The organism is Pseudoalteromonas sp. Angola-4 (genome assembly GCF_028599265.1).
Classification (GTDB): domain Bacteria; phylum Pseudomonadota; class Gammaproteobacteria; order Enterobacterales; family Alteromonadaceae; genus Pseudoalteromonas; species Pseudoalteromonas atlantica.
Genome location: NZ_JAQREK010000025.1, coordinates 1 through 15,103 on the forward strand (window position 1 = coordinate 1; position 15,103 = coordinate 15,103).

The following is a 15,103-nucleotide window of genomic DNA, read 5'->3' on the forward strand; positions in this document are numbered from 1 at the left end:
AAGCTGTATGTGCGAATATGAGAAAGCTCATCCATATATGTTTTGGTGTAATAAAAAACCAAGAAGCGTTTAAGCTCCAAGTAAGTTAAGTACGACCTTGAAGCTTAAAATGAGAGATGGTATCTACTGACAAAATTAACACCGAGGTAAATTACCCTGTAGACGCGCAGCTTGCTGGCGTTTTAAAAGCAACGCTTTTACCTGCTAAACGTATTCGTTAACGTTTTTCTTTAACTTTTACGTGTGATCATCAACGTACAAACGCCTGCAATTATTCCCCAAAACGCAGAGCCCACCGAAAGCATGGTTAAATTAGATGCGGTTACCAAAAACGTAACTATTGCAGCCTCTGTGTATTGGGCTGAGCTTAAAGCTTGCTGCAAGCTATTAGCAATGGTGCCAAACAACGCAATACCCGCTAAGGCTAAAATTAATGCCTGGGGTAAACTTGCCACTAAACCAACAAGCGTTGCTGCGCAAAGTGCCATAACAATATAAAATACGCCTGCGGCAATACTTGCCCAATAGCGTTTATCAGGGCTTTTATCTGCCTCGTCGCTCATACAAATAGCAGCGGTAATAGCGGCTAAATTAATAGAGTACGTACCAAACGGGGCTGTTAAAATATTAATAAAACCAGTTACATTAAGCGTAGCCGAGATAGGCGCTTTATAATTATGAGCCTTTAGTACAGCAATACCCGGTAAGTTTTGTGAGGTCATTGTTACTATATAAAGCGGTAAGCCAATACTTATACACGCTTGCAAGTTAAACACCGGCGCTATGTATGCAAATTCACTTATTTTCCAATGAATAGCGCCAGTATCAATATGCCCCATTTGCCACGCCAGTAGCACGCCTGCAACTAAAACGCTAAGCATGGCAAAACGCGCAAAAAAACGTTTTCCTAAAAAATACATAAGCACCATTAGGCCTATAACCAGTGGTAGCTCATTCATAAAATTAAATACATCTATACCAAAGGTGACCAATACGCCTGCCAGCATGGCACAGGCAAGTTCGCTCGGTATGCGGTTCATTATTTTTTCAAACCAACCGGTTACCCCCGACACAAAAACCAATGTAGCGGCAAACATAAATGCACCAATGGCTTCGCCTAATTGGTAGCCCTGCGCGCTGGAAATAAGTAAAGCCGCCCCGGTGGTAGACCATGCAATTAAAACGGGCACTTTATAATAATACGACAACCCAATAGTGGTTATGCCCATTACCAGCCCTAGCATTAAAAGCCAGCTTGCGACTAAATCGGGCGTGCCGCCAAGGGTTATAACAACTTGATAAATAAGCGCAATAGAACTTGAAAAACCAATAATAACAGCCACCAACCCTGCGGTTGCTCGATTAAGCAGCTGATCGGAAAACATCATAAAATCCCTCTTAATTTTAGATTTTTAAGCCCACAACATACGTTGCCTATTTACGCTTTGCAATTAGCGTTTAGGCTATTAAGCGTGAAAAATATTCATTATTTTAAAATTTTTTTTACCTATAAAGATCACACCTTTCATTGCCAAATTAAAAACAAAAACAATTATTCGCTTATGCTTACACCCCGCTAAAACTCTATAAAAACCCATCCTTTTTAGCTCAAAAAACCAAACCCATTATAGGTAAATTGTTTATTTACAATCATTTACAATGTAAATAATTAGCACTTTTATACTACCATCACCAACTTGATCTAATTCTCTAGATGATATAAAACGTAACAATTAGTTAACTAAAAACCCCGTAAGAGAAACAAATGAAACGCGCTATTTTAATAATTGTTGCCCTTGGTCTATCTGCATTTGCTATTTATAAGCTGCTATTTAATACCGAAAAACCTCAGCAGGTAACGGCGCCTGTTGCAGTGGATATAGTGCCCGTTGACTCTCAATTTGCAGCAAATAAAAAAGCACCGCAGCCCATAGATATGAGTAAAGATCCCGTTAACGTAAAACCTAAAACCATTGAGACACCAGCGCAAAGCAACCAGTTTGAGGCTATAAACAAGGTATCTGAAAAAGCTAAAGAGGTACTTACCAACGCCAACGTACTACCAAGCGATTTAAACAACGAAGCCTACATAGAGTTCGACCTAAATACGTTACACGCCCTTGAAGCTGGCGACTCGTTTGATATTTCAATCCCGCAAACCGTTGAAACCTACAGCGCCGAAATCACCTCGTTATCAGAGGCGAGTAATGGCGATAAAAGCATATTTGGCCAAGTTATTGGTGCCGATGGGCAATTACACACCACGGTTATGACCGTAGGAAACGATGCAATTTATGGGCAATTTACTGCACCTAGCGGCAATTACGTTTTTGAAAGTAAAGGGAAATATGGTTGGATTGCAGCAAAACGCGACTTATACCAAAACCACATAGAGCATCATGTAGATGCGCCCACACCAAAAACAGATAAAACCATCGATATGTTTGCCCCAAAAAAAACTGAACAACCCAACACGCAGTAACCCAACTAAATCAATCAGCAGTAAAACTTCCAACCACTACATAAGTAAGGAAATATAAAAATGAAAAAACTAATCACTACGGCAGCCATTGCCAGCGCGCTATTTGCAACCAGTGCAGCACAGGCAGTAACGATTGATATTGGTATTTTATATACCGACCAATCGGCCGCAGCTACGAGTAACATAAATACTAAAATAAACCAGCTGATCGCCTTTAGTAACCAGGTTTATAGCCAAAATGGGGTAGACATTACACTGCGTTTAGCGGGAACAGAAAACCTAGGCGATTACGCAATTACACCGTCTGAAGATTGGTTAGATGCAGTAACTAACAGCAGCTACGTAGATGGTTTACGCACTAGCTGGAAAGCCGACATGGTTGCCGTACTTGGTACCGGCCAAAGTGCGGGTAATGGTTTAATCTCGTGTGGTTTAGCTTGGGTTGGCCAAGGCACTAACGGTAATTTATACAGCTCAATGAGCGACCGTATGTACTCTATTACTGCTATTGACTGTGGTGCCACTACGTTTGTACACGAACTTGGTCATAACCAAGGCCTAGCGCACTCACGTAAACAAGGCGATACATCGGGCGGCGTATATGTTGATGGTATGGGCCACGGCGTACAAAACGAATTTGCAAGTATAATGGCTTACCCGCATGTTTACGGTAGTGCAACGCAGTACGATTACTTCTCTAACCCTAATTGGAGCGTAAATGGCTTGGCTTTTGGTGTAACTAACCAAGCGTATGCTATTCGTACGGTTACCGACACTAAAACAAGCATTGCTAACTTTAAGTAAGTGATTTAAAGCAGGCTGCATATAGCCCACTTATAATTATTTCCCTTTAGAGCGCATTTGCGCTCTTTTTTATTTGGCTTAAGGTTTGTTGATCTTTCAAGGTTAAGTCACTAAAAGCCTAAAAGTGCGCAGCTAATTAATGCACTACTATTTTTTGTTTTATAGCAGGCATTAACGTTTTACCGTCACCATCTACTTTACTTAAAAGCTTAAGCCCCATTACTTTGGCAAGTACCGGGTAAATATCAAGATTATTTACCTTTTCAAGGCTTAGCCCTTGTTTAAAAGCAGGCCCTACAGCAATTAACGTAGCCGCCATATTATCGGTATAGGCATAGCCATGAGTACCTAAGTACATTGCTTTGCCTTCGTTAGTAAATACCGCTGGCGCATTAGTTTGCACAACAATATCGCCCACACGGGTGCCCTTACTATAATGATACCCAGCTAATTGCTCGTCGTTTAATACCGTATAACGCCCGTTTGCTGCTTGTTGCAAACGTTGTTTGTAAGTTGCAATTTGCTCGCTTGTTACAGCAGGCTTTGCATAAATAAGTAACCGCGGGCCGGTATTTTTAACTATAAAATTATCGTTTTTAGGCAATGTAGAAACATCAATACTTTGCTCTGGGTTTACATGCGCCATACCGTGATCGGATACAATAACAAGGTTAATCTCTTGCTCTAGCTTGCTCAAACGGGTTTGTAATTGGCCCATTAGTTCATCTAATTGTTTTACCGCATCGCGAGTTTGCGATGCGTCTGGGCCAAACTCGTGGCCCATGCTATCAACAAGTGAAAAATAACTTGCCACAAAACGTGGGCGCTGCGCTTTAGGTAAGCTTAGCCACTGTATTATTTGATCAACACGGCCTTGGTACTCACTGTATTTAGAATAATGAAAGTAATAGTCGGGCGTCATACCATTAAAGCGCGCATCCGACTCTGGCCAAAAATAAGTAGCCGACTTTAGCCCCTGCATTTTTGCTAAATTCCAAAGTGGAATGCCGTTTACCCACGTGCTATCGCGCATGCCTTTACCCATACTGTAACATTCGTTTTTACGGGCTTTATCACAAAAGTTATTATCTACAATGCCATGATTTACCGGCAGCAACCCTGTAATAATAGAAATATGATTAGGAAACGTTTTTGTTGGGTAAACCGGCATTAGCTTTTGCGCGCGTACACCCTTAGCAGCCATTGCTTTTAAATTAGGCGCGCCGTGTTTTTCTATATAATCCCAACGCATGCCATCTATTGATATAAGTACAACGGTTTGCTCTTTTGCCGCATATGCCGCTTGGCTGGTTAACACTAAAAGAGCCAACATCATGGCCTTTAAAAATACATACTTCATTACAAATACTCGCCTACATTAAAATGCGTTAAATACTGAAAAATATAGCTTTATAATACAATTGCCAGGCCTTAAATGATACAAGCACCTGTACCGAACTCGTCTAGATGTATATATTAACAAGTAAGTATTTAAAACGAATGACAACGCGCATTTACTTTGCCAGTCGTCACCACTAAGCAAGGACTCCGATGACTATCGACTTTAGTAAAAAAATAACCCCAGCGCGCATGTATCGCACGACTGCAAATTTACAAATGGCGATGGAAAGCGATCGTGGTCGTATAATTAACAGTGCAGCTATTCGTAGGTTGCAGCAAAAAACCCAAGTTTTTCCGCTGGAGCGAAACGCAGCGGTGCGCTCGCGCTTAACTCACTCACTAGAAGTACAGCAAGTTGGCCGTTTTATAGTACAGCGTATTTTTGCAAATTTAAGCTTTGAGCAACAAACCGAGTTTGGCTTAAAAGGGCTAGAGCGCCCACTAGAAAGCCTAGTAGAAATGGCCTGCCTAATGCACGATATAGGCAACCCACCCTTTGGACATTTTGGCGAAGCTGCCATAAATCACTGGTTTAATAACAATTTAGCAAGTGTTACACCAGCGCGCTGCCAAGAGCAAAATACCGGTATAGGGGTTATTTTTAAGCACCTAGCGCACGATATTTGTAATTTTGAAGGCAACGCCCAAGGCATACGCATAATACATTCGCTACTGGGGTTAAACTTAACTTATTGCCAAAGCGCGGGCATTTTAAAGTACACCCGCCCCGCGGGGTTAAACCCAAAAGACATACCGCAAAATAAAAACTACTTAATGAAAAAAGTAGGTTACTACTACAGCGAAAAAACCTTTGTAGAGGCATTGCAAAACGAGCTGGTTATAGAGCCATACTGCCGCCATCCGGCAAGTTACATTATGGAAGCCGCCGACGATATATCCTATTGCTTAGCCGACATAGAAGACGCCGTAGAAAAAGACATAATAACCACCGAGCTACTTTGTCAGCAGCTAAAAAGTGAATATAAAAAAGCCCTTATAAACCTAACCATTGACGACACCGAACACCTAAATTTTGTAAATAAAGCAGTAGATTACGCACTAGAGCGCGCCAACGCGCAGCCTTACAACTTTAATAGCGAATTTTTTATTTACCTACGCGTGGCCTTACTTCACCCGCTTGTAAACCACGCCGCCAAGCGTTTTATAGAGCACATTGAGCCTATTTACCACGGCGACTTTAACCAAGCCCTATTAGAAGATAACAGCCACCTACACGCCGTTACTAAAACCCTTAAACAGGTGGCACTTAAGCATGTGTTTTCTCACAAAGAGGTAGAAAAACTCGAACTACAAGGCTATCGCATAATTAACGGCCTGCTCGATTGTTATAAACCACTGCTACAACTTAACAGCGACGATTTTAAACGCGCATTAAATGGCGACTCACGATTATTAATCGAATCGCGTTTGGTTAAAAAGCTCTCTAAAAAGCACTTAAATAGTTATCAGCACGCCATAGATGCCATGCAAGAAGAGCCCGACCACTTTGCCGCTTACGAGTTTTACTACCGTTGTAGGCTAATTCAAGATTACATAAGTGGCATGACCGACCAATTTGCCTACGACGAGTACCGCAGCCTAATGGTGATTGACTAACGAGGGCGTGCTGTTGGATGGTTTTTAAAAACCTAACGCCGCGATTTAACCCCCTTAGATTGAACAAATTTTCAATCCACAAAGGTCAACACGCCCTTAGTGCCTAGATATATTTTAATTTTGCGCTTAAAATCAGACTATTGATACTTAAGCGCCGTGTTTTATGATTATTAGACTCTCTCAACTTATTTTTTGCTTTGCTTTATTTTACAGCAACCAAAGTGCTGCCTATAACGAAGCCATGTGTATTTTAATTAAGCAAGAAATGCAGCAGTACAGTAATAATAAAGCCAGTGCTAAATACCGCAGCGCCGCACGCGATTTTAAAAGAAACTGTAATAAACCCAAGCAAGTACAAACAAAACCAAAACCAGTAGAGCCGCCAGTTGTTGAACAAGAGCCACAACCACTTGCCCTTACCCCCGAGCAAGAACAACAACTGCTTGAGCAAATAACTGCGGCCGAAAAAGCTATAAAACAAAGCGCAAGCAAAGCAACTACAAGCTCTCAGCCTACAAATCAAATAAGCCAGCAAAGCTCAGAAACTAACGAGCCAGAGACTGCGCCAATTAATACAGTAAAGGATGCGCCAAGCACACCTAAGGGTGAACTTGCGCCTAATAGCAGCGAGTTAATACCTACCACTAGCCAAGCGCAGCCGGTGGCCACTGAAACAGCCCCAAAAGCAGCGCCTAAAATAGAGCCTAAAAAAGAGCAGCCAACGGTTAATACAACGCCCAAACCCGCACCTGTACTTATACCTGCGCCAGTTGCAGAGCCACCAAGTTCATTATTGTTACCAAGTTTGCTACTGCTTATTGTGGTATTAATTGGCGCCATGGTGGTTATACGTCTACGCCGCGCTAAACAAAATAAGCCCGAGCCGCCTGTTGCTCCACCGGCTACAGCCCCAAAAAATAACAACATAAGCGCAGAGCAAGCAGCACCATCCAAAACGGCTCCAGCCCCAAGTGATGAACTTTCAAAACCAGTTGTGCCACCGGTTTCGGCCTCGAGCGTGCCAGAGCCTGCAAGCTCTAATGCACCAAAAAACGAGGCAATTAACGAGCCACTGCCTGCCGATACGCAAGCCGCAGAGGCTGAGCCAGAACAAGCTAAACCAGAAGAAGATGCACCAGCACCTGAACCTAAAAAAGTAGCGCCAGAGCCAAACACCGCAGAGTTTGAAGCCGCCGCAAAAAATACATTAGCGCGTATTCAAAATGCAAAAGGCTTTGCAGAGCCCGAGGTAAGAGAGTTTAACCCAGACGCACCTTCGGTTAAGCGCACGCGTAAGCACAAAGCCGCCGCAGTAGAACAGCCAAAAGCAGAGCCCATTGAAGAAGTAAAACCACAAGAGTCTACTCTTATAAACGAACCGGCTGCGCCTAGTAACCCTATCAATGAGCCTAATACCAACGCGCATCTGCATACAGCCGATAAAAACAGTGAGCTTGATCAAACCACGTTAAATAGCGAACACGACTTTAAAGAGCCCGAAATTCGTACCTACAATCCAGATGCCCCTTTAAAACCAAGTAAAGAGCCTGCACAAGCTACAGTTTCAGCAAAACCAAATAACGAACCCACGTTAGATGCGCCAATATCAACAGCTCACCAACCACAGCCAGCTCAAGAAAAGCCAGCGCAACCAGAGCCTGAAAGTACGCCCAAGCAAAGTGATTCTAGCAACCCATTTGCAAACCTTTCGCTAGATGAAAGCTGGGACCCAAACTCAGATAAAAAGCCCGTGATTGAGGAAAAAAAGAAAGCGCCTAAATCACAAGCCTTAATAGAGGCTGAAGAACGCGCTAAAAACATGCAAACAAAAGAATAGCCGAGCAAATAAGCTTGATATTATTGCTCTAAACAAACAATTTTTAACGCAGCAAATACGCTATTTAAAGATAAAATTGCTATTACTCAATTACCAGCACAAAAAAGCGGCCACAAGGCCGCTTTGTCGTTTAAAAGTATAGAGTTGTATTAGTTCGCTTAATTATTTTAAGAATGGGAAAACGTTTTATTGCTAAAAATGCCTTGTTTAGTTGTTAAAACTAACTAGTTGTACATTGCTGTACTTTTAGCATCTTTGTATTTGTAACACAGCTAGCGCCAAGTTTGGCGGCTTAAAGTAATTAACTATTATTACGCTTAGTATTATTCGGGGGGCATGTTTTTAATATTTAAATCGTATTGTAAAATACCATCGTTATTAACCGCCACACCCGCTAATTGCACAGAGTGATTAGCAAACTCTTCAGACGCCGACAAATGCGCTAACACGCCGGCTATGTCTTCGTGTTTAGGTTGGCCGTCGGTTGCCACAATACCTGCATTACAATCGTTTTGCTTACACTCAAAGCTGTATAAAAATAGCGACTTTTCAGCAAAGCTGCTTTGCACTTTATCTAAAAACACTTGCTCTGACTGCGCTAAATCAAGCGTACTCTGAATTTGAGCAGCGCCTTCTAGTTCAGAGTATTCACCTACCTCTTGGGGAGTAATCACTATTTGCTCGGTAAGTGCAGTACCTTCTTTATTAGTTACATCGTGGCTACTTTGCATTGCTTGTATATCTACCACCAGAGGTTGAGCAGGCTGCACAGCCGTGGTGTTAGTTATTGAGTTGGGTAGATTATTTTGAGCCAAGGCGGTCAAATCGTTTTTAAACACGTACAAAGTTGCAGCAGTGATAGCGCATGCAATGAGTAATTTGTTCATAATACTTCCCTCCTTCAACCAATTTACGCAATACAATTAAGTGAAATGCTTTTTAAGTGTAGCCAATGTTAATATTATGTTTTGTTTGGGTGTGTACTGTCAATCTTTAATACTAGACAGTGCAAATTAAAAGAACAATTTTATCAATGTTAATATTTAATGAACCACTGGTAAGCTCAGCGCGCCACATTATAATGCTGGCAATAGCTACACGCTCATTTTGCAACCAAGCAGTACGTTATTTATTTGTAACAAACTGTAAAAAGCAACTCTTTTTATGACCACACCCCAAGCAAAAAGTTTGCGTTTATTGTTACTAAAACTTAAATAAAATTACCCAAAGTAAATAACCGCATAATTAAAACCGCACACAGCAGCTTTAATTTGCTAAAAGATGCAAAGATTACATAAAGAAAGGCACTAACATGTAGGCGCGAAACTTGCTCGCACAAAATGACAGGAGCGTACCTCACGTTTGGTATGAAATTTTTCGCGGCATATAAAGCCGCTGCTACTAGTTAATTGCACCACAAAGGGCACAGAGGCGCTTCGCCTACACGGAGAAAACACAGGAATAAGTAAGTCACTTCTCCTGCTCTTCTCGGTGGTGACATAATCACTTTTGAACAGAACCAATGCGCGTCTACCACTAAATTAAAATACTGTTTTGTAGAGCGAATTCTTACTTATGTGATCATTTATTAAATCACTTATGCTCTAGCTCTAAAAGCGCAGCGTCTCTTAACCTCTTTGTGAATAATTGGCTTAACTTGTTTTTCACCACCGAGGGCACAGAGGCGCTTAGCGCTACACAGAGAAAATACGGGGGTTAATTGGTCACTTATCACTGGTGACATAATCACTTTTGAACAGAACCAATGCGCGCCTACAAAGTTAAATTTTACGCTGACGTGGATGTGGTGCGTAGGCGCGATTTTATATCGCGCTTGTAGATACAAGACGTTGAGCTTGCTCACGTTAGAAATGCAGCTTCTCATTACTTAATAAATTAACACCGTAAAAGCCCTGCTTTTAAACGAAAGCAATGCGCGTCTACAAGGTTACTTCAAGATTTGCTGTTAGCACTCGATGTAGGCGCGAAGCTTGCTCGCGCTCTGTATTTTTAGTTCCCTATGTCGCGTTGGCGTTGGCAACCAAGGGGCGCAAACGCATCAGAGCGCGCAAGGTAACTTTTACCATAATTAAACTCACCTCGGCCAGTTTGTGTATTTAACTTAAAAAAACCACAAATTATGGGGCTGTCTTCTAAACCGTCAATAAATACATAAGCTTCAGAAGTCATCGTTAATCACCTGAGTCTTATTGCTTTTACGCTGTCTTGCATTATAACCGCCCACATCTGCGGCTAGCTCGTTAATTTCATCCAGCAATGAGCCTTGCAATTGAAGAACAACAAGGGCTTCAAACAATATATCGCTTTTTACTACCTCTCCTTGTTCAAGCTTTTGTACCGTGGAGCGAGATACACCAATCATCTTAGCGAACGTGCTCTGGGTATAAAGTAAAGTACGATGCTGACGAATTAAATCACCCAAGCGACGCGCCAACTTTAATGCTTGTTCAGATCTCATAAATGACTACCTAATCGGTCATTAATAAACTAATGATTAGTTTAGCGGTATTTAATATGATTGCAATATTATTTAAATAGAGACGTAATGAGCTTCGAGGAGCGGCGTTCAAGCTTACCTTAGGGGCGAAGCTTGCTCACGTTAGAGGCGCAGCTTCTCATAACTTAATAAATTAACACCGTAAAAGCCTAGCTTTTAAACGAAAGCAATGCGCGTCTAACAAAACAAGCTAAAAATTATGTGGCTTAAATGGCGTTTTTAACCATTTTGAATAGTCATGATTAAACGCAGGAAACTGTTTAAATAACATCGCGTTTAATTGATCTTTCGAAAGCTTGTTACAGGGGTTTTTCTGCTCTGCCAGCATAATATTTTTAAGTAATACTCTGCCTGATTGGGTATCCATTAAAAAATAAATTGCAGCCCAGCTACTAGCGTAAAGTATACTGCTGTCGCCTTTTTGCCACGTATTATTTAACCCGGTTAACCGATTAAGTCTAAACACGTTTTTAGTAAGCTTATTATTACGTACCCAGGTTTGATTTGGCTCTACAATAGCAGTTTGCATATTGTTATGGGTAAACTCAAAATACTCAGCAACCCCTTCATTTAACCACCTAGGCGTGTACCCTAAAACTGCTTTATTAATAGCATGCACTGCTTCGTGCACTGCCGTTCTCATGGTGTTTTTTTCGCCACTAAAATTAATAAACGCAGAGTTAGTTGCATGAAAATACATTCCTGCTGTATTTTCTGGGTTGCCGCCACTGTTCCTAATAGCGGCGTTATAAGCCCTACGGTTAGGTAATACAGTTAAGTTTAGTTTTACCTTTTTTAGAGCATGCGCACCAATAATTTGTCCATACACCTTAAATACTGTATTGAGTTTTACTTGTAGCTTTTGGTTAAATGAAGGCGGTAAATTTGGCGTGTTTAAATTAAGGTCAAAATAATCCAGTGGCTCAGAAAAATTACTCTCGTACGTTGCAACAGCAAAGCTAGGCTTGGTATCGCTAAAATGTGCAATACCCGCCTTGTCGGTCCAAGTGTATATATCACCGTTACGCTTATATTTTACGTCGCCTAATGATACATCTGTACATTGTGTTTTATCTGCTTGAGGCAAGTGATTACGCGTAGGCACAAAAGAGCTGCTGCCCGCCGGCGTTTTTATAGAGTTTACGGGTTGTACTTTAACTAAAGGCTTACTTGGCTGAGTTACGTTTAAATCGTTATAAATACGCTTAACTTCACCTATCGGGTCGTGATAATTAAACACCCGCCCTGTAAAATGATTAGCAATAAGCGCTGAGGCAATAAGCATTACAACAAACATAAATACTATGCGAAGCTTAGTATTAAACATAGTTACGGGCGCCCCTGCCATTGGGTCTCAAATACTTGCTTTTGCGCTACTCTATACTCGCTACACCAAACAAAATCGCTTGTCTCCATCCCTTTTTTACGACACCGCTTAGGCAATCTATAAAATTTAGACCACGCCTCAAGCTTAGCTTTGTTTTTATAGCTGGCACTGTGCAAGGTCATGTTTGATACCTTTTGATTGAGTAACCAGTTGGTGTTCGCCGAATGTGTAGCATGCGGGCGGTATGAGTTATTACTCTTTTTAAGTTTATTACAGTGCTTTGCCAATTGGGTAAATAACACTTTGTCGCGAGCAGTTAATCGCTCACCTTTTTTAATGCTATAACCCTGCCTAAATTGAGAGCGAATAGATTCACGCTCCTTTTCTATGCTTTCGCACTTACTTTGCATGTAGGCCTCGCCTGCATATGAGTGCGTTGAAATAAAACTAAGCAAAACTAAAATCCATTTAATCATTATTCACTCCTTTAAATAACATCTTAAATAAGTGTACCTATTTAAGGTTGGTAGCGCATTAAATATTGCCCTTGTTTTGCTTCATTAGTACTTACGGTTTAGGAGAAATTAGCCGCAGAGTTGGCTCAAGTTAAATGGTCGATGTTTAATTTTTCTTGTAGACGACCTTGCTCACGTTAGAAGCGCAGCTTTTAAACAAAAGCAATGCGCGTTTACAAGGTTACATCAAGCTTTTCTTTTAACACTCGATGTAGGCGCGAAGTTTGATCACGCTCTTTTTTTAAAGCTTCTTTTACCGCTTTAGCCATGACTATCAAATGGCCTTCTTTTTAAAAATAAGCTCTGCTGTAAATTAATTATCATTAATCAATTTCGGGCGTGGACATAATAGGAGTTATCTCTGCAGCCGCCTTCAAATTTGTTGTTAATAAAAACGTTGGAGATATTTGACTAAAAAATATATGCGATTTATTATGGTGTCGTACCCATTAAAGTAAAAGGAATTACCATGGCGATAGATATAGTTATTTGTTTTGATCCAATTACAAAAAAAGCAGTTCAATGCAAAACAGACAAAAAAGACGTTTTTTCAAAGGACAACAGCCATATAAAAAATGAAGTAATAACTTCTGGTACACCATATATCTGGCGCAAAGAATATTCTCAACTCTCAGATAACCCTACCTCAGAACAAAAAAATATACTCAGACAATTTTCGCTACTACCAGCTCAATCAAAAAGAAATATTGCAGGTATGTTACGTGATTTTGGGAGTGAAACCTTGCTTGCAATTTCTGACTTTCAAGCTCAAGTGATACCATTTTTAGAAAGTAACACACATGCTATTGTTGGTTCAGGTGCCACATCAATAGAAGCTCGCAGTTCAAAATTTGTTGCTTTGGCGGGTAAATATGAAGCATCTTTAAAAGACATTCGAGCCGCACATAAATCAGGTATGCCTAAATACCACATGCTTGCTTTAGAGCAAAAAGCACTTGCTATATTTAAAGACCTGCAAGTTAAATACCAAGCTGAATTACAGCGTTTTATGAATACTAACCGTGCAAGTCGAAGAGGTACTGTTTGGTCTAACCCTGACCGTGGTGTTCATATAGCCAAAAGTGCCAGACATTCATCTAAACTTGATATAAATAGTACTGCTGAATTAAACAAAATAAAACGCCTCGAAAATAATGCTCGTTGGCTAGGTTATGGGATGATTGCCTTCGATGCTGTTGTGCGAGGAGTTTCTGTTTATAGTGATTATAAAAATGGTGGTGACTGGCATAGAAGTATATCAGCTGAAATGGCTGGTTTTGGAGTTTCAACTTTAGCGGGAATTTATACTGCTACAGCTACAACAACAGCCTTATCGACAATTTTAATGCTAACTCCTTACGGTTGGGTCGTAGCTGTAGGAATAGGCTTACTTGTTGGTTTTGGAGCTAGCTTATATGTTAATGAAAAAGCAAAAAAGATTACTGAGAATTTATATGATAGACAACCTCTAACAAAAGAACTTTTCTAATGCCCATACTAGAAATACTATTATACAGCACTATCTTTTTCTTTTTTTATCTTATGATAATGGCTGTTTTATTCCCGCGAGTTTCAATTAAATACATTGATAATAAAATGATACTAGATGGAATAAGCTCCCCAAGCTGGGATAAAGGAATCGGTGCAAGCGCGCCATTTTACGCTATGGCTATTTTTTTTAAAAGGGCACGAAAACCAACTCCACTATTTGATGGTAGCCATGTTGCAAAGTATGCAAGACCAATAGACAAGTTTTTAGCTTTTTTGCACCTTATTTCTACTACAGGCTTTTTGTTGAGTCTATTTTCTATGATGATTTTAGAGGCTTTTTTTTACTAGGCCGACAAATTACTTATACATGTCGCATTGGCGATGGCAATCAAGGGACGGATATCGCCCCTTGGAACCCCACGGCGATGGGTGGGTTATTGCGTTAGGTGTAGGACTATATGTCGGTTTTGCTGCGAGTAATGAAATGAGGAAATTTATGAAACAAACCTCTAAAAACATATACGACAGAAAACCTATATTTGAAGGGGTATTTTAGATGCCCGCAGCGCATTTTGCGGGGTATTCTCTTATCATCTTTATGATAGGTACTTTTGCCTCTGGCATATTGTTTTCAAGAATTTCTGTTAAACATATTAATAAAAATATGGAAAAGGATGGTGTACTTCCCCCAAATTGGGATGAAGGTATTGGCGCTAGTGTTTCATTTTATGTATTTGCGATGTTTTTTGAACGCTCCCGCATTCCAACTCCGATGTTTGATGGTCGTTTTGTTGCCAAATATGCACGTCCCGTTGATAAAACAATAGGCATGATCCACTTAATTTCAGTTACAGGGATGATACTGTGTCTGTGTATTGTTTCTTATTTTTCTGGCTAGTTACCTATTAATGCATACCCATAATGTATTAAACGCACCTCTTAAACGCCAACAAGTTTTGCGTCTACAAGATATAAACACAGCTATTTACTCAGGGTTGATGATTCGTTGTAGGCGCCCAGCTTGCTCGCGCGAAAAGCTAAGCTCTTGAAATAATACAAACAATTAATAAATATCGCGTTGGCGACGGCAACCAAGGGGTCATAGCGCCAA

At 40.7% G+C, this 15,103-nt stretch carries 13 protein-coding genes and 1 pseudogene; 7 read left to right on the forward strand and 7 right to left on the reverse strand.

Annotation, left to right across the window (positions count from 1 at the left end):
• Nucleotides 1-230: 230 nt before the first annotated feature.
• Nucleotides 231-1,388: a benzoate/H(+) symporter BenE family transporter gene (locus tag PSH48_RS19065; protein ID WP_273612126.1), complete on the reverse strand. Its 1,158-nt coding sequence runs from the start codon at nucleotides 1,386-1,388 to the stop codon at nucleotides 231-233.
• A gap of 377 nt (nucleotides 1,389-1,765) precedes the next feature.
• Here PSH48_RS19065 and PSH48_RS19070 point away from each other — a divergent pair, with 377 nt between their 5' ends.
• Nucleotides 1,766-2,482 carry a hypothetical protein gene (locus PSH48_RS19070; RefSeq protein ID WP_273612127.1) on the forward strand — a complete coding sequence of 239 codons (717 nt, stop codon included), beginning with the start codon at nucleotides 1,766-1,768 and terminating at the stop codon, nucleotides 2,480-2,482.
• A 60-nt stretch (nucleotides 2,483-2,542) separates the two neighbouring features.
• Nucleotides 2,543-3,286 carry a zinc-dependent metalloprotease family protein gene (locus PSH48_RS19075; protein WP_004589607.1) on the forward strand — a complete coding sequence of 248 codons (744 nt, stop codon included), beginning with the start codon at nucleotides 2,543-2,545 and terminating at the stop codon, nucleotides 3,284-3,286.
• 136 nt (nucleotides 3,287-3,422) lie between these two features.
• On the opposite strand, the gene PSH48_RS19080 is transcribed toward PSH48_RS19075, so the two are convergent.
• The gene (locus PSH48_RS19080; protein ID WP_273612128.1) at nucleotides 3,423-4,646 is read right to left on the reverse strand and encodes an alkaline phosphatase family protein; all 1,224 of its coding nucleotides are present in this window, start codon (nucleotides 4,644-4,646) and stop codon (nucleotides 3,423-3,425) included.
• Between the two features lie 191 nt (nucleotides 4,647-4,837).
• Here PSH48_RS19080 and dgt point away from each other — a divergent pair, with 191 nt between their 5' ends.
• Nucleotides 4,838-6,304 (forward strand): dGTPase, encoded by a 1,467-nt coding sequence (gene dgt / locus PSH48_RS19085; protein WP_273612129.1) that lies wholly within the window; start codon nucleotides 4,838-4,840, stop codon nucleotides 6,302-6,304.
• A 163-nt stretch (nucleotides 6,305-6,467) separates the two neighbouring features.
• Nucleotides 6,468-8,141, forward strand: coding sequence for a cell surface protein (locus PSH48_RS19090; RefSeq protein WP_273612130.1), 1,674 nt, complete (start codon nucleotides 6,468-6,470; stop codon nucleotides 8,139-8,141).
• A 323-nt stretch (nucleotides 8,142-8,464) separates the two neighbouring features.
• On the opposite strand, the gene PSH48_RS19095 is transcribed toward PSH48_RS19090, so the two are convergent.
• The 5 genes and pseudogenes from PSH48_RS19095 to PSH48_RS19115 form a co-directional block, all read right to left on the reverse strand.
• Complete coding sequence (locus tag PSH48_RS19095; protein ID WP_273612131.1) at nucleotides 8,465-9,028, reverse strand: hypothetical protein; 564 nt, start codon at nucleotides 9,026-9,028, stop codon at nucleotides 8,465-8,467.
• A 1,162-nt stretch (nucleotides 9,029-10,190) separates the two neighbouring features.
• Nucleotides 10,191-10,331: pseudogene (locus PSH48_RS19100) on the reverse strand (type II toxin-antitoxin system HipA family toxin); the annotation flags it as partial.
• The gene (locus tag PSH48_RS19105; protein WP_004589614.1) at nucleotides 10,321-10,620 is read right to left on the reverse strand and encodes a helix-turn-helix domain-containing protein; all 300 of its coding nucleotides are present in this window, start codon (nucleotides 10,618-10,620) and stop codon (nucleotides 10,321-10,323) included. The pseudogene PSH48_RS19100 and the gene PSH48_RS19105, both read right to left, overlap by 11 nt.
• A gap of 229 nt (nucleotides 10,621-10,849) precedes the next feature.
• Nucleotides 10,850-11,986, reverse strand: coding sequence for a DUF1570 domain-containing protein (locus tag PSH48_RS19110; protein WP_273612132.1), 1,137 nt, complete (start codon nucleotides 11,984-11,986; stop codon nucleotides 10,850-10,852).
• A 2-nt stretch (nucleotides 11,987-11,988) separates the two neighbouring features.
• Nucleotides 11,989-12,462: a hypothetical protein gene (locus tag PSH48_RS19115; RefSeq protein WP_273612133.1), complete on the reverse strand. Its 474-nt coding sequence runs from the start codon at nucleotides 12,460-12,462 to the stop codon at nucleotides 11,989-11,991.
• Between the two features lie 508 nt (nucleotides 12,463-12,970).
• Between PSH48_RS19115 and PSH48_RS19120 the strand changes: the two genes are divergently transcribed.
• The 3 genes from PSH48_RS19120 to PSH48_RS19130 all read left to right on the forward strand — a co-directional run bounded on the left by PSH48_RS19120 (nucleotide 12,971) and on the right by PSH48_RS19130 (nucleotide 14,890).
• On the forward strand, nucleotides 12,971-13,990 hold the full coding sequence (locus tag PSH48_RS19120; protein ID WP_273612134.1) for a hypothetical protein: 1,020 nt from the start codon (nucleotides 12,971-12,973) through the stop codon (nucleotides 13,988-13,990).
• Nucleotides 13,990-14,340 carry a hypothetical protein gene (locus tag PSH48_RS19125; RefSeq protein WP_138578931.1) on the forward strand — a complete coding sequence of 117 codons (351 nt, stop codon included), beginning with the start codon at nucleotides 13,990-13,992 and terminating at the stop codon, nucleotides 14,338-14,340. The genes PSH48_RS19120 and PSH48_RS19125 overlap by 1 nt, the downstream gene beginning before the upstream one ends.
• Before the next feature lie 208 nt (nucleotides 14,341-14,548).
• Entirely contained in the window at nucleotides 14,549-14,890 is a 342-nt protein-coding gene (locus PSH48_RS19130) for a hypothetical protein (RefSeq protein WP_273612135.1), read from the forward strand.
• Nucleotides 14,891-15,103 lie beyond the last annotated feature (213 nt).

Coding starts and splice junctions, on each gene's coding strand:
- PSH48_RS19130 (WP_273612135.1), top strand. CDS start 14,549: ATGCCCGCAGCGCATTTTGCGGGGTATTCTCTTATCATCTTTATGATA.
- PSH48_RS19090 (WP_273612130.1), top strand. CDS start 6,468: ATGATTATTAGACTCTCTCAACTTATTTTTTGCTTTGCTTTATTTTAC.
- PSH48_RS19095 (WP_273612131.1), bottom strand. CDS start 9,028: ATGAACAAATTACTCATTGCATGCGCTATCACTGCTGCAACTTTGTAC.
- dgt (WP_273612129.1), top strand. CDS start 4,838: ATGACTATCGACTTTAGTAAAAAAATAACCCCAGCGCGCATGTATCGC.
- PSH48_RS19120 (WP_273612134.1), top strand. CDS start 12,971: ATGGCGATAGATATAGTTATTTGTTTTGATCCAATTACAAAAAAAGCA.
- PSH48_RS19115 (WP_273612133.1), bottom strand. CDS start 12,462: ATGATTAAATGGATTTTAGTTTTGCTTAGTTTTATTTCAACGCACTCA.
- PSH48_RS19065 (WP_273612126.1), bottom strand. CDS start 1,388: ATGATGTTTTCCGATCAGCTGCTTAATCGAGCAACCGCAGGGTTGGTG.
- PSH48_RS19080 (WP_273612128.1), bottom strand. CDS start 4,646: ATGAAGTATGTATTTTTAAAGGCCATGATGTTGGCTCTTTTAGTGTTA.
- PSH48_RS19070 (WP_273612127.1), top strand. CDS start 1,766: ATGAAACGCGCTATTTTAATAATTGTTGCCCTTGGTCTATCTGCATTT.
- PSH48_RS19125 (WP_138578931.1), top strand. CDS start 13,990: ATGCCCATACTAGAAATACTATTATACAGCACTATCTTTTTCTTTTTT.
- PSH48_RS19110 (WP_273612132.1), bottom strand. CDS start 11,986: ATGTTTAATACTAAGCTTCGCATAGTATTTATGTTTGTTGTAATGCTT.
- PSH48_RS19105 (WP_004589614.1), bottom strand. CDS start 10,620: ATGAGATCTGAACAAGCATTAAAGTTGGCGCGTCGCTTGGGTGATTTA.
- PSH48_RS19075 (WP_004589607.1), top strand. CDS start 2,543: ATGAAAAAACTAATCACTACGGCAGCCATTGCCAGCGCGCTATTTGCA.